Origin of the sequence: Haladaptatus litoreus (assembly GCF_900156425.1) — an archaeon.
Taxonomy (GTDB): domain Archaea; phylum Halobacteriota; class Halobacteria; order Halobacteriales; family Haladaptataceae; genus Haladaptatus; species Haladaptatus litoreus.
In genome coordinates this window covers 250,371-264,374 of sequence record NZ_FTNO01000003.1, presented here as the reverse complement: position 1 = coordinate 264,374, position 14,004 = coordinate 250,371, and the positions used below count along the sequence as shown (strand labels likewise).

Annotated in this window: 11 protein-coding genes and 4 pseudogenes; 8 read left to right on the top strand and 7 right to left on the bottom strand. The window is 49.8% G+C overall.

The annotated features are described in order from the left end of the window. Positions 1-13: 13 nt before the first annotated feature. Positions 14-310, bottom strand: coding sequence for a DUF7344 domain-containing protein (locus tag BW974_RS15630; protein ID WP_076431180.1), 297 nt, complete (start codon positions 308-310; stop codon positions 14-16). A 336-nt stretch (positions 311-646) separates the two neighbouring features. On the opposite strand from BW974_RS15630, the gene BW974_RS15625 reads away from it, so the two are divergent. The 5 genes and pseudogenes from BW974_RS15625 to BW974_RS24260 form a co-directional block, all read left to right on the top strand. Next, the gene (locus BW974_RS15625; RefSeq protein WP_076431179.1) at positions 647-4,474 is read left to right on the top strand and encodes a PAS domain S-box protein; all 3,828 of its coding nucleotides are present in this window, start codon (positions 647-649) and stop codon (positions 4,472-4,474) included. Positions 4,475-4,984: 510 nt separating this feature from the next. Beyond that, positions 4,985-5,407 (top strand): CopG family ribbon-helix-helix protein, encoded by a 423-nt coding sequence (locus BW974_RS15620; protein WP_076431178.1) that lies wholly within the window; start codon positions 4,985-4,987, stop codon positions 5,405-5,407. A 228-nt stretch (positions 5,408-5,635) separates the two neighbouring features. After that, positions 5,636-5,995 carry a CopG family ribbon-helix-helix protein gene (locus BW974_RS27190; protein WP_217694350.1) on the top strand — a complete coding sequence of 120 codons (360 nt, stop codon included), beginning with the start codon at positions 5,636-5,638 and terminating at the stop codon, positions 5,993-5,995. 124 nt (positions 5,996-6,119) lie between these two features. Beyond that, positions 6,120-6,443, top strand: a pseudogene (locus BW974_RS15610) (energy-coupling factor ABC transporter permease); the annotation flags it as partial. A gap of 52 nt (positions 6,444-6,495) precedes the next feature. After that, positions 6,496-7,022: pseudogene (locus BW974_RS24260) on the top strand (energy-coupling factor ABC transporter ATP-binding protein); the annotation flags it as partial. A gap of 394 nt (positions 7,023-7,416) precedes the next feature. On the opposite strand, the gene BW974_RS15600 reads toward BW974_RS24260, so the two are convergent. After that, positions 7,417-7,782 carry a cupin domain-containing protein gene (locus BW974_RS15600; RefSeq protein WP_076431177.1) on the bottom strand — a complete coding sequence of 122 codons (366 nt, stop codon included), beginning with the start codon at positions 7,780-7,782 and terminating at the stop codon, positions 7,417-7,419. Between the two features lie 206 nt (positions 7,783-7,988). Here BW974_RS15600 and BW974_RS24745 point away from each other — a divergent pair. Continuing rightward, positions 7,989-8,099, top strand: a pseudogene (locus BW974_RS24745) (GTP-binding protein); the annotation flags it as partial. On the opposite strand, the gene BW974_RS26555 reads toward BW974_RS24745, so the two are convergent. From BW974_RS26555 to BW974_RS15580, 3 genes are all read right to left on the bottom strand, one after another. Next, positions 8,056-8,292: a hypothetical protein gene (locus BW974_RS26555; RefSeq protein ID WP_245800163.1), complete on the bottom strand. Its 237-nt coding sequence runs from the start codon at positions 8,290-8,292 to the stop codon at positions 8,056-8,058. The pseudogene BW974_RS24745 and the gene BW974_RS26555 sit on opposite strands and share 44 nt — an antisense overlap. A 604-nt stretch (positions 8,293-8,896) precedes the next feature. After that, positions 8,897-9,316 carry a DUF8160 family protein gene (locus BW974_RS26550; RefSeq protein ID WP_076431176.1) on the bottom strand — a complete coding sequence of 140 codons (420 nt, stop codon included), beginning with the start codon at positions 9,314-9,316 and terminating at the stop codon, positions 8,897-8,899. After that, positions 9,303-10,076: a ParA family protein gene (locus BW974_RS15580; protein ID WP_076431175.1), complete on the bottom strand. Its 774-nt coding sequence runs from the start codon at positions 10,074-10,076 to the stop codon at positions 9,303-9,305. Before BW974_RS15580 ends, BW974_RS26550 begins: the two co-directional genes overlap by 14 nt. Positions 10,077-10,282: 206 nt before the next feature. Between BW974_RS15580 and BW974_RS27185 the strand changes: the two are divergent. Continuing rightward, a pseudogene (locus BW974_RS27185) lies at positions 10,283-10,595 on the top strand (transcriptional regulator); the annotation flags it as partial. Positions 10,596-10,690: 95 nt separating this feature from the next. On the opposite strand, the gene BW974_RS15570 reads toward BW974_RS27185, so the two are convergent. After that, on the bottom strand, positions 10,691-12,070 hold the full coding sequence (locus tag BW974_RS15570; RefSeq protein ID WP_076431174.1) for a Cdc6/Cdc18 family protein: 1,380 nt from the start codon (positions 12,068-12,070) through the stop codon (positions 10,691-10,693). Positions 12,071-12,904: 834 nt separating this feature from the next. Then, a complete protein-coding gene (locus tag BW974_RS15565) occupies positions 12,905-13,324 on the bottom strand; it encodes a hypothetical protein (RefSeq protein WP_076431173.1) in 420 nt (139 codons plus the stop codon). Positions 13,325-13,652: 328 nt separating this feature from the next. On the opposite strand from BW974_RS15565, the gene BW974_RS15560 reads away from it, so the two are divergent. Beyond that, complete coding sequence (locus BW974_RS15560) at positions 13,653-13,889, top strand: hypothetical protein (protein ID WP_076431172.1); 237 nt, start codon at positions 13,653-13,655, stop codon at positions 13,887-13,889. Positions 13,890-14,004 lie beyond the last annotated feature (115 nt).

Below are 14,004 nucleotides of genomic sequence, written 5' to 3'. Positions count from 1 at the left end.
TGTGCCTAGTAGCTTAGTCTCGAGCCGATGGACGGTTATTCATATGATCCTGGACCATCTCTACCAATGGCTGGATCTCGTCGAAGTGTGGTCCTTCCCGCACTTGATGTGTCTGTTGGTCCCATTCGATTAGCTCGGCATCGGCAAGCTTCGGCAAGTGTGTATGAACCATCTGGAGTGTAGGCTGGGCTCCCTTATCACCGCTGGTGACCACATCGGCAGAAATCTCGATATCGTCTTCCTGCAGGTTGTGCTCGTCGAGAGCAACGAGTAATTGACGACGAGACGGGTCTGCTAAGATCTCAAGCATAGTATCGAGTGACAGACCGTGCCTTTGACTGTTATTCCAGTCTTTTCCCGAATGTTCTGATGAGGACTTCTTGGTTGAATCTGGGCGAGTATTCATGGTAATCACGTCAGTGCGGGTCGTCGTCTATTGACCTATTTCAGGGGAGGTGCCATCACTGCGTAAGAATTTTCCCAAAGTGATAAGGTTCATTTCTACAAATCATACCAGTTCGTCTGAATTAAAGATTGTTTGTTCCACTATCCAGAATAAGGATCGATTCAGGGTCATTCGGTAACAACTACCACGAATGACTCTTCCGGCAGAGAGTTGATAACCATCGACCGATGATAGAGGATAATGCCACCAGCATCACTAACTACCGCACTTCGTGAAACACTCGCACTCTTCAACGGCGGGGGACCGCCTCAAACGACAAACGAGGTGGCAGACCAACTTAACCTTGGACAACGAAGTACCTACAGTCGGCTGAAACGCCTCGTCGAGCACAACCGGCTCGAAACAAAGAAAGTCGGCGCTAGCGCACGTGTCTGGTGGCAACCGCAAACAAACACCGATACAGAGACCCCCGGCTGGCAAGCTGCAGCAAAGTCTCTCATCGACGATGCTGACGCCAGCGTGTTCGTCTTCGACTCAGATTGGCAAGTAAAGTGGATCAATGATACAGCAGAACAGTATTTCGAGCTCGACCATGACCAGATCGTGGGTCAAGACAAACAGACGCTCCTCAACACTCATCTTACTACAGCCATTGTCGACTCGGAATCGTTCACAAACAGAGTGCAGTCGGTCACCGCCGAGCCTCCATCAACTGAGCAGTTCAAATGCCATGTAACGGCTGGTGAAGACCGTGAGGAGCGATGGCTCGAATACCACACCAAACCAATTGAGACAGGAGTGTACACTGGAGGTCATATCGATCTCTACTACGATATCACCGACCGCAAACAGACGGAACAAGTTAGTGAAGGGAGTAACCAGAGGTATTCGACACTCATCCACAACCTTCCAGGAATGGTCTATCGCTGTCGGAACGAACCGAAGTGGCCAATGGAGTTCGTCAGCAGTGCCTGCACTGACATAACTGGGTATGACGTCGACGCAATTGAGTCCGGCACAGTTAGCTGGGGAGATGACGTTGTTCATCCCGACGATCGTGGCCAAGTCTGGGAAGCTGTTCACTCCGGTCTCAATCGGAATGGCAAATTTACCATCCAGTACCGGATCCAAACTGCGGATGACAATACTCGCTGGGTTCGAGAGCGAGGCCACATTCTTTCCGATACGTCTGACTCTTCAACGATGCTGGAGGGAATTATCACTGATATCACGGCCCAGAAGATGACTGAATTGGAACTTCGGGAGCGTGATCTGGAGGATGTTGTCGAACGAATGGATGATGGATTTGTTGCGCTCGACGAAAATCTCCGATTCACCTACGTCAATGATCGTGCTGGTGATCTTCTCAAGAGACTTCCCGATGAGTTAGTTGGCAGGCACATAACTGATGCATTTGAGCCTGATCCAGAAATCGAAGCGGCGATCACTGACGCCCTTGAAACAGAAAAGCCAACCGCAGAAGAGGTATTCTATGAGCCACTTGAAACGTGGTTTGAATTTCATCTCTATCCCACAGAAAGAGGACTTTCTGTCTACTTCGAGGACGTAACTGAGCGCAAAGAGCAGACCCAACAACTCGAACAGTATGAGCGCGTCGTCGAAACTATCGATGACGGAATCTACGTCCTCGACAGTGATCATCGATTCACGATGGTAAACAGCGGCTTCACATCAATGACGGAGTACGGACATGACGAACTCATTGGTGCACATGCAGAAGTCGTGTTTGGCGATGACCTCCTCGAGATTGAAGAGGCACGACAAACAGAATCAGAGTTGGGCAATTCGCCTGTTTCAAACTTCGAGGAGGACATATCTACGGCCAGTGGGTCGTCACTTACGGTTGCAAACCGGTTTACGCTCTTCAAACATGAAAGCGGTGAGATTGGTCGCGTAGGAGTCGTCCGTGACGTCACCGAACGCAAGAAGCGCGAGCGTGAGCTCGAACGCTATGCAAAGATCATCGATGCAGTAGGTGAACCAGTCTACGAACTCGATGCTCAAGGCCGGGTTACGTTCGTCAACGAGCCACTGGTCGAACGGACAGGCTATGAGAAAGAGGAATTGCTCGGTCAACACGTTTCAATAGGTCTCGACAAAAGGACAATCACAGAGGCGGAATCAAAGATAGCCGACCTCTTTGCGGATGGCGCAAATGGGACGACAACTCTCGAATATGAGTTAGTGACAAAGAATGGAGAACGAATCCCGGCTGAGAACCGAATTTCACTGCTGACCGACGAAGACGGGGGGATTCGCGGCTCTGCCGGCGTAGTGTGGGATATGTCTGATCGGGTTGAGCGAGAACGCGAACTCGAAAGACAAATCCAGCAACAACGGGTCGTAACCGAACTCGGGAAACGTGCGCTAGAGGATCGCGATATCGATATGCTGCTTGCTGACGCCGCCGAACAGGTGGCTGACACACTCAACAACGACTACGCCAAGATACTCGAGCTTGATACAGAGACCAATGAACTGCGACTCCGCCAGGGCGTCGGCTGGAACAATGGACTCGTCGGGTCGGCCACTATCTCAGCAGTGGCAGATGACTCACAGGCGGCCTACATATTACAAACGAGTCAAGCAGTTGTAGTGTCCGACTTTGAAACAGAGTCCCGATTCAGTGGACCAGAACGACTCACAAACCATGACGTTCGGAGTGGCATTAGTACGATTATCGGCCCAGTCGATGATCCTTGGGGCATCTTCGGCACGCACGACACAGCGCCTCAGGAGTTTTCCGATCATGACGTGAACTTCGTCCAGTCCGTTGCGAATATTCTTGCAGAAGCGATTGCTCGGCGTAACGATAAACAGCAACTGCGCCGTCAACGCGAGCAGCTTGCTGCGTTAAATAATCTCAATAAAGTCGTCCGAGACATTACCGACGCCGCGATCGAGCAATCCACGCGCAAAGAGATCGAGACAATTGTCTGCGAACAGCTCGCCGCTGTGGACTCATATGACTTCGCCTGGATCGGTGACGTCGACGATCACACGGAGACGGTGAACTTGCGGACTGAAGCAGGTGTTGAAGGCTATCTCGATGATATCACGATTTCTGTCGACCCTGCCGATGAGCGCAGTAACGGGCCGACAGGCCGCGCCATCTTACAGCGCGACATCCAGACGGCCCAAGATGTGCTTGGTGACGCCAGCTACGAACCCTGGCGTGATTCCGCTCGAGAGTATGGGTTTCGGTCGTCTGCGGCAATTCCAATCCAGTATGAGAAGTCATTGTACGGGGTGCTCAATGTTTACTCCACCCGACCGAACGCATTCACAACCGGGGAGTTAGAGGTAATCGGGCGACTCGGTGATATCGTCGGTCACGCAATCGCGAGCGTCGAACGCAAACGTGCCCTAATGAGTGACGAAGTCATCGAACTCGAGTTCCAACTTTTGAATGTCTTTGAGGCGCTCGACGCTGATGCGACGACTAACAGCCGAATTACGCTTGACAGAGCGGTTCCAACTGGTGATGCAACATACCTCGTATATGGTACCACGACCAATGATGGTCAAGCGGCGCTTGAGGCATTGATTGATCAACTGTCTCACTGGGATTCGATAACGGTACTTGACGATGAGAACGACATCGTTCACTTCGAGTTGCTGCTTACTGACCCGCCTGTTCTCTCGACGGTAGCCTCGCAAGGTGGATACGTGGATATGGCGCGGATCGAGAACGGAAATCTCGATCTGCGTCTCCACTTAGCACCGAGTGGCGACGCCCGTGCGATGACTGATACTGTCCTAGAGAGGTATCCAGGTGCCGAATTACGCTCTCAGCGGCAGATCACCCGGACCGATGACGCGGTACCACGCTTACAACAGTTAGTACGTAAGAACCTCACAGACCGCCAACAGACGGTACTCGAAGCCGCGTACCACGCCGGATTCTTCGAGTGGCCTCGGACGGCCACTGGCGAGGACATAGCTGACTCACTTAGCATCTCCTCGCCGACGTTCCACCAACACTTGCGGAAGGCAGAACACAGGATATTCACCGCAATATTGGAGACCTCAATGGTGTCATCGTAGCAGTTGCTGGTTCTGTAATCTCAATCTGTGATATGCACCACGGATTGTGCATAGATTGATTCGAGGGTACCGTGGGACATCCACTTCTGCTTATGGATTAAGTATATCACACACCACCACTTCCAGTGTAGAACACCGCATTAAAGGCCGTAATCACCAAATTCGAACGTTTCGAAATCGATATATTGAATGACGCTATACCAAAGCCGATAGCCAGAAGATGCAGAAATTAGCAATTTAGATTTTTTCAAATTAGTTAGGATCTGATATGAATGGCGAAGAGATTGGTTCAAAGAAGAACCGACTGCGTCATGAGGGATTATTAGAGTAGCCGATAACGACCTTGTTGAATGAATAATTATAAAGTCAAATATATAGTGCCAGCAGGCATTTCACCACCATTTATTATTATTATTGATTCATTATATACTATGAGTAATTAACAATATAGTCGGAGTGTGTCGAGATGATGACGGGAGCTTTAACAAGTTTTACACCCTTGATTATTATATGACCGTTGCAAGTGTTTCGATGCCAGAAGAACTCCTCAATCGGATTGATGAGTTTGCAGACGACCATGGATATACTGGCCGAAGTGAAGTACTCCGAGAAGCAGCCCGCAATTTGCTCGGTGAATTCGAGGACAAACGGCTTGAAGACCGTGAGCTGATGGGAATCGTCACCGTAACGTTCGATTACGAAACGACGAGCGTTGAGGAGAAGATGATGCACCTTCGACACGAGCACGAAAACCTCGTTGCGTCGAATTTCCACAGTCACGTTGGTTCGCATTACTGCATGGAACTGTTCGTACTCGAGGGTTCGCTGGAAGATATTTCAACCTTTGTCGGGAAAATCCGTGCCACGAAGGACACGCTCAATGTAGACTACTCGGTTATGCCTGTTGACGGATTTAGCCCTCTCGCTCCCTAATAATACCAATTCACATTCTTTGAATAGTGGGTAAACCCTCCCTTCGACACCCACACATGGCAACACACCGACTATTAATAAAAGATCCACTCTGTCACCGCAGTAACTATTATTATGGGGGGCGTATTTTAATATATGCCAATCGTCACCACTGCCATGTCAGAGCCTCTTCGTGATGAGTTGGATTAGTTTGTTACGGAGTATGGATACGATGGACGTAGTGAACTTATTCGGGAAGCCTGTCAGTCCTTACTCAAGGAATCCCAGTCGATTGACTTTGCGGGACGTAATGTAACTGGAACGGTAACTGCGGTATTCGGCTACGACGAACCCGAGATCGAACGACTGATGATGGAAATCCGACATGAATTCGAAACAGAAATCCGGTCGAATTCGCACAATTATCTAACCGGCAACGCGGGTTGCGTTGAAACGTTCGTGCTCGAAGCACAATCAGAGGTCGTTTCACAATTCGTGGAAACGGTTCGTGCGGTTGATGAGAGTGTCACCATCAGTCAGATATTGATTCCAATTGATACGATACGTTCGGTTGGAACCGAAGTGCCGATGGATGCGGCGAAAGAATAGTCAATGGTTGGAATTCATTTGTTTGGAGTTATTAACTTAAAGCTAGTACGCGATACTCCTTGTTATCGACAAATATCACAGACGGCAATATTATTATATTTATGTTCTAGATTGTTAACCAGACATAGCACATATTCACCTTGGAGAGGGTTCATTCCCCATCTGGGCCCTTGTTCTCTGGACGATAGTCGGCGCTGCCTTGATTGGTGCCGTTGTCTACCGCGTTAGAAAAGGTGGTATCAAGACTCGTCAAATAGCGCTCGCAGGCATCGGTGCGACTGCAAGTTTCGCCATCTTTCAGCTGAATATCCCGGTCTGGGGTGGCGTTCATATGAATCTCACCGGGCTTGTTGGTATTCTGGCTGGCCCACTACTCGGAGCACTCGTTGTAAACATCTTCTCAGCTGCACTCGGCCACGGCGCGGTTGGTTTGCTTGGAGCGAACACCAATCATCGAACTTCGATGTGAAGCACACACCTATCCAGATGGGCCAGTCGGAATGCACGACGTAGAATTCGAAGTTTTTCCAAACGAAGTGGTTGCACTCGTCGGTGGAAACGGTGCAGGGAAATCAACGTTGCTCGAACATTTGAACGCGACGTTGGTTCCAGACGAGGGCGAACTCATCGTTGGCGGGACGCTAATTAGCGAGGACAACAAAGCTCACGCCCGGAAAGAAGTCGGCTTCGTTTTTCAAGACGCAGACACGCAGCTTGTCGCGCCGACAGTTCTAGACGACGTAATGTTTGGCCTACGGAACTACGGAGTGCCAACTGACGAAGCGAAAGACCGCGCTCGCAAGGCACTTGCGATGGTCAATGCGACCCATCTCGAAGAGCGGATCCCGCATTACCTCAGTGGCGGTGAAAAACGGCTCGTTGGACTGGCTGGCGTCCTCGTCCTGAATCCCAGTGTCGTGGTTTTAGACGAACCACTTGCTGGTCTCGACCCTGAACGATCACACTGGTCGCCGACCGCGTTCGAGAGATTCATGACGACGGCATCAGCGTCGTTCTCTCGACACATTTGTCGGAGCAAACGAAAGCGCGGTTCGATGGTAACAGCAACCACTGATAACCCGACTGCTGCGCTGTTTATCGTACGTTCGCTGGCCTAATATGAGCTCGATCGGTTGAGTGACTATTTAATTAGACTGGCGTTCGTCGGCTGTCTAAAACTCATCCTCTGGATACCCTACGTGTTACAGGTGTTTCGGACGTATTTCTCCTGACCGAACCTATCGTTGGTGGCATTGTTCAACACGCTACTCCAGCTCACAAACTTGTAACAGTCGGCGGGATTACGATTTTTCTATTCGCAACTGTGATCGGATTTCTGGTTCACCGGACAATACCTTGTCGAGATGGGTAACAGACGACTGGTCGTCCCGAGCGTCGCTTATCTATCGACTACGCGACAATTAGCCAACGAAGCCTGTCATTTCCCACTCGTCGTTCGCGTCGAACTCGGGGGCACTCACGAGGACGAACGCACTTTCTGTCTCACCGTTACGTATCTGACGAGTCGCGTCGGCGGAAATACGAATAGCGTCACCCGCTTCCATCGAAACCATCTCACCATCGACTTCGACGTCCGCTTGTCCTTCGAAAAGCACGTACACTTCTTCGTGACCGTTCTCGCTGTGGTCGTGTTTTCGGCCAATCCATCCCGGTTTACACCGTGCGATGGTCACACCTACTTGATCCGTTTCGAGCGGTTCGCGCAAGAAATGCATCGCGTCACCGACTTGCTCGACATCTGTATAATGCACCTTCTGATAGGTTATTGTTGTCGAACAAGGTTGGACAGCATATTAAAATTTGACCATGAATTACTAGCCCCGACTTTCTATATTCGTTCTGTCCGCTCTCTATTCCTGATTTAGTGGTACAGATTCTGAGCTACTCCTCTCTATCACTTAATAATATTATTTTTGTATATGGAAAATATAAACATTAATATTATCGCTATTCAAATTCACAACTAGTACGCATGCAGAACCAGCGTATTCCAGTCACGATTCTTAGTGGTGGGCTCGGAGCCGGTAAGACGACGGTTCTCAACCATCTTCTACGAGAAGGTGGAGACACTCGTGATATCGCATCTCGTTCAGTCCATTCGCTGTGGTCACGTCCATCGCCACGATCTTGATTTTCTCCTGTTGCTGACTCACGCGGCGCTCTTTGATCGTCACATCCGACCCACCGAGTTCGACGAGCGCGTCCCACACACGAGTAAGCGTCGTCCCGTGCGGTTTCTCGCCATCGATGGCAGTGATCGCTTCCTTTAGATCCATCCACGTCCAGAAGATGCCCGAACCGTCTTTCCGGCGTGTAGCGAACTCGTCCCCATCGTCGGGCGGCCGTCACTACACGCCACGAGTTCTTTTTGTTTTTCTCGTCCACGAGTCGCTTTTTCACTTGATAGGGTGAACAGTTCGCGTATGGATCCAGCGGGGGACAGCCGGATCGACGTCACCCGGTAGGCCAGTGGTGTTCAACGATTCTATCTCCGCTCAGCTTTGCGATTGGGGTTAGCATATAATACTAACAGAAATTAGTCGGTTGCGGCAGATTAGCATTAGGAAACACAATATCTTAGATAGTTTAGATAGATATGATAGCGATGATCTCTCGGGATTCCATGTTGAGATCAATACTCACCCACTGGAAATCATGAGGCAGTAGTTCAGACAGCTTTCCTAACATATCCGTCTTAGACAGCTATGAACACATCCATCCGTGCAGTGTAGAGAACGTTGTTCCCGGTTACTTCCACTTACTAGGCTTGATCTAATCTGTCTCTACGGTCATAACTATCTTAGAAATATTGAAGGGCTTCTCTATCGCGATAGGTTGAATAATCTATGAACTCTCAAGTAGAGAATCTCTCTAAGAGAGTTAGGACTGATTCAGACGACTAAGCAATTCATCTTCGTCCATCTCCTGGGTCTTCTCCATCGCGAGTTCTATGAGAATCGGGTAGTAGTCGCGATTTTTCTGAAGTGGCTCACCATGTTCACGTTTGTATCTCGCGTTGATTTCATCAAATCGGATATCCAACTCCGTGTGCTGCTCTTCGGGGAGATACATCAGCACTGACGGTCGATCCTTTACAGACGACTTCTTTTTTTCCTCTGTCTGTTCTGGATTATCTTTCTTAGAAGTCTTAGACGGAGTGTCAGTCTTACCAGTCTCAGAGAAATTGTCCGATTTACCTGTCTTAGACGGAGTATCTTGAGTTTCTGTCTCAGATGGCTCTTCGTTCTGAGAATATCGACTTCCGAATGGATCACGGTTCTTCGTCTTATCTCTCGCCATCGATTCCCTCCAACGACTCAGCGATTTGCAGGTAGACCTTTTCCATGTCGCAGTCTTCTTCGTGTTCAAAAATCGAGACCCCTGTGTTCCACGCGCGCTGTAGTGCAACTCGCTTTCGTATCTCCCACACAGGTGCTCTTTCCTCGAATACTTCTTCGAACCACTCCATCATCTCGTCTGCTTCGTTGTCTGTCCCAACTTCGTTCGCGACAAGCCCCACTTCTTGGATCTCCGTACCAAAAGCGGCTTCGAGGGCGTTGATCTGTTTGAACAACAATTCAAGCGCACGGATGCTCGTCGTCTTCGCCTGTGCCGGGATGAGTACATTTTCGCATGCGAGAAGCGCATTGTCGGTCAAGACGCCCAAGTTTGGTGGACAGTCGATGACGATATACTCGTACTCGTCGAGGTTGTCAAGCGCCATACTAAGGCGGTTTTCACGATTTGGTACGCCAGCCAGCGCATCTTCAATGTTAATCATATTCTGATGGCTGGGGATGACATCCATCTCGGAGTGCTCGTAAATGAGTTGTGCGGTTTCGTCTATGACGTCTAAATCAGGTAAGACATCATAGAAGTTTATGACGTCTTCATCGTATTCATCTTCTAAGCCGACCCCTTCGGTCGCATGTCCCTGTGGGTCCAGATCGATCAAGAGAACGTTGTATCCTAGTTGGTTGAGCGCTCCTGCGACGTTAATCGACGTCGTCGTTTTTCCAGCGCCGCCTTTTTGATTACTCACAGCGATCTTAGTCGTCATACTTCTCTACTCTAGTTATGCCTTCTAAGATGGGATAAAAGTATGTCAGACAAATTCTTTGTGTCCTGAATGAACTCGAACGACGACGAGAATTCGTCTGCAATCGAGTGGCTCGCTAACTCACATTGCGCTTGCGATCAGAATCAATTCCAGAGAGGAGAATTAGCAGATCATTAGGGAAGTGTTTCGGCACAGCTTAAAAGGTCGTCCTCGGACACCCATCACAGCTTCCAACGTTGAAAGAACTAGACTACGTGAATCCAAGCAAGAGCTAGACGACGATCCGCCAGCACCTTCAGCAACTCGTCAATGTGGGGATCGTAGAGGAGGTGTTTCTCCCTGACGAACAACGGCAGAATGATCTCCCATACAAATTCTACAGACTCAATGATGAGGGCAAGCGTTTCTCGACGAACACGGGTTACTGCGGGCCGAAGAAACGTTGCAGACGGTTATGCTCGCGTAGAGAAGTCCAACGCGATTGAACGGTATCAGACTGCTCCTCGTCCTGAGTGTTGATTTTCTTCTAGTGAGATTCGAAGCTGTAACGATGCATTGTAGCTGAAAATTGTGTGACTAAAAAGTACCTGAAAGCAGTAGTGACGGACAAAAAGTTAGCGTCCCACGAGGCCAACAATCTGCTGGCGCATTTGGGTGTCAATCGGGATTCGAGAGCACTGATCATCAAGTCCAATCGACTGAAGCAGAAGGCTTGCTTCATCCAGTAGAGAAAGCTCTAGATACGTTCCTTCACGGTATCCATCACTCGTTCGGGTCATGTCGATAATTTTTAACGTTTCATACTCACGGAGTTGGTCGGTGATACGTTTCTGACCAAGGACGTTCGTGCCAATCGACTCTGCAAATACACGGTAGACTTGGTACATCTCAGTGGCCTTGAAATGGGATTGGTTGGTGAATTCATCCATGGCGGCAAGCGCAGCAATCGCGATCTTTGCCTGGGTTGGACAGCCCCTGATCAAATCCTGTACGCGTGTGACTTCAGCATCGTCGTTCGCAGCTCGGACGTGTTCTTCACGAACCTGATCGCCATCGGCATCACGAGCGACTTCACCAGCGAGTCGAAAGAGGTCGAGTGCACGTCGTGCATCTCCGTGCTCCTGGGCAGAAAATGCAGAACACAACGGGATCACGTCCTCCGAAAGGACGCCTTCGTGATAGGCGTCTCGACGCCGATCTAGAATATCTCCCAGTTGATTTGCATCATAGGCAGGGAAGACAATTTCATCGGGAGCAAACGAACTCTCGACACGGGTGTCCAATCGGTCACCGTATTTGAGATCGTTGCTGATGCCAACGACAGTAATGCTCGCATCAACGTCGTTCTCCTCTCCAGCTCGAGAAAGCTGCATGAGTAGTTTGCTGTCGTCCGCTTCTTCAGGAGGAACGTTCCGGGCATCATCTGGCGGTGCAAGCCGATCGATCTCGTCGAGGACAACAATGATCGCATCGTATAGTTTGTCGATGACCCTCCACAAGCGGTCGTAGTATGCTCCAGTCGCGATTCCCGAGTGTGGAATCGTGATTCCTGTTTGCTGTGGATCGTTCAGACTTTTCGAGAGATGAATGACAGTCTGAACTTCCGAGCGGCGTTGGGCACAGTCGATAATTGCTCGACCGATTCGGGTGTCATTCTCTGCACCGCGTTCTTCGACCTCTCGACTCACATATCGGGTGACGAGCGTCTTTCCGGAACCAGACTTTCCAAGAAGGAGTGTTCCTTTTCCAGATCCACCCGTAATTGTCGGCTTAAGTCTACGAGCGACGGTTTCAATCTGATCGTTTCGACCGACGATTTTGTCATGCTCGGGGATGTGGTCGATACGAAGTAAATCTTCGTTGGCGAAAATAGGATCATCCTCGTCAAGTACGGAAAGAGGATCATCGCGAGCCTGAGAGCGAGAATGGGCAACAGCCCCATGCTCGGCTGCATACTCGCCGAGTGTTTTTATCTGTGCTGTGCCTGAATCCATACACCGGATTTCAAATGAATTCACCTTAGTTCTTTCCCCGGGCACGTCAGTTGCATCGATTCGTGTCGAAAAAGGTCGCTGTTGTTGGGAGTCCTATGAAGTGAACAAAAATTTTCACCCGTTCGTCTGACACCGGACTTCAAATGAATTCCCTGTGAAAACAGATGGCGTGAGGGAAGTCGGCTAACCCCCACCCACACCGGATTTCAAATGAACTCTCGGTAGGGTATAACAAGAGAGAGAATACTCGACACCCCCACACCGAATTTCAAATGAATTCAGGCACGATTCAGGCGGGTACACGACTATGGAAAAAAGGACGGGACTATCTGAAGCTGCGCTAAACAGACGGTAGAAGCACTGTTGTAGGAAAATCATCTGAAATACGGTGTTACTCGATGGGCCACGATGGAAAGGACGAGTGTCTACAATCGCAATGGCGGTTCAGCATTCAATATATAAATAGGTCGTTTGTAGAATCGGCCATTCTTCAGATTAGTTGTACCTTTGGAAATCGAGTTTCTTGCACTCTTACTACTACTACTACTTTACCGTTATAGTAATATATATAATAATGCGAATAGAGAGGTTGTACTGCAAATGAACTCAATTGTTTGGAATTTGTGGAAGATAGGCGTCCTATCACGTGAATCTCTTCTTTGAGTGCTCACGTCACCTTCTCTATTCTTCGAACCCTCCCCTTCCCTTGGAGCGGAATTCATTTGAAATCCGGTGTGGGGGTGTTTTCCCGAGATCGGTCACCATTGTCTATTCAATTGACCGGCCGAAACCGTCTACCCGTTAGTTCTATATACTAACCGAGAGCGGACGATTTCACACTTGCTCACGCCGAATCGTCGCCATATCCGCCGCGACTCGCTCGGATCCCTCCGCTGCAATCACGAGCAGATTTGGCGCTGGTGTGCAGGGCGCTCGATCACCGGCGTGAAATCTAGCATCTGCAGCACCCGGCAGTTGGACTTGATAGCCATTACCTGCGATTTGCACCGAGGCGTTTGCGACTCGATGAATCGAGACAGTGTCGAGTGCGGCCGACGTTACAAGTTCCACGATATTTTCGTCGGCGATACGGTCGATATCGACGACGAGAAGGAGACCGTCGAATGCAAACACGTGGATGTCTGCAAGACGGGTGGTTTCGTCGTCGATTTCTTCAACGAGTCCAGCTGCTCGGGCCGGCTTTGTGACTTGGAGAGCGAGGCCATCGCCGGATTGCTTGATTGTGTTAGGCATTGCTGGTTAGTATAGCATACTAACCTAAGAATATTTGCCCTGGCAAACGCGCTCTCTGCTCGGCGTTGTTGGTGAGAAGCATCGAGGCCGTGAATCCTCCGTGTCTTCAGTTTCACTTCCGCTCTGGTTGGCTGACGTCTTTATCCATCGGGTACGAAGCGTCATGTGCAGTCAGCGTAACCCAGCAGACGATGTGGGTTCTTGTGCCCAGACCAACCCATCCTTCCACGTCGTTTGCTCGTTCCCCTTGTCATAATGAGTTAGGTAGTGTCACGACTGGACTCTGTCCGAGGGTTTACCTGTCGTGTCCTCGTATTTGGTAGTACGAATGGGTCCAAACGAGACGTCGCCACTCACCCCACTTGCACAAGAAGCGCTTGAGGCACTTGTGGACACAATCCCATCCGGTGGCGAATTCACCTACGAGCAAGCCTATGCTGTTCTGGCCGAGAAAGAAGACCTCGAGCGGCCTGCTGCCGAAGATATCATCGAACGGTTATATGATAAGGGCCATGTTTACGAAGTCGAGGGAAAACTCCGACTCACTGATTACAGATCTGAATAGCAAAGACCACTGCTTGTATTTTGCCTCCCTCATCTGATGGCTTTCACCGCGGGATCGTGACTTTCGGAAGGTTGAATCGGAGTCGTACTTCGCCGTGGCAATCAAGGTTCAAGTC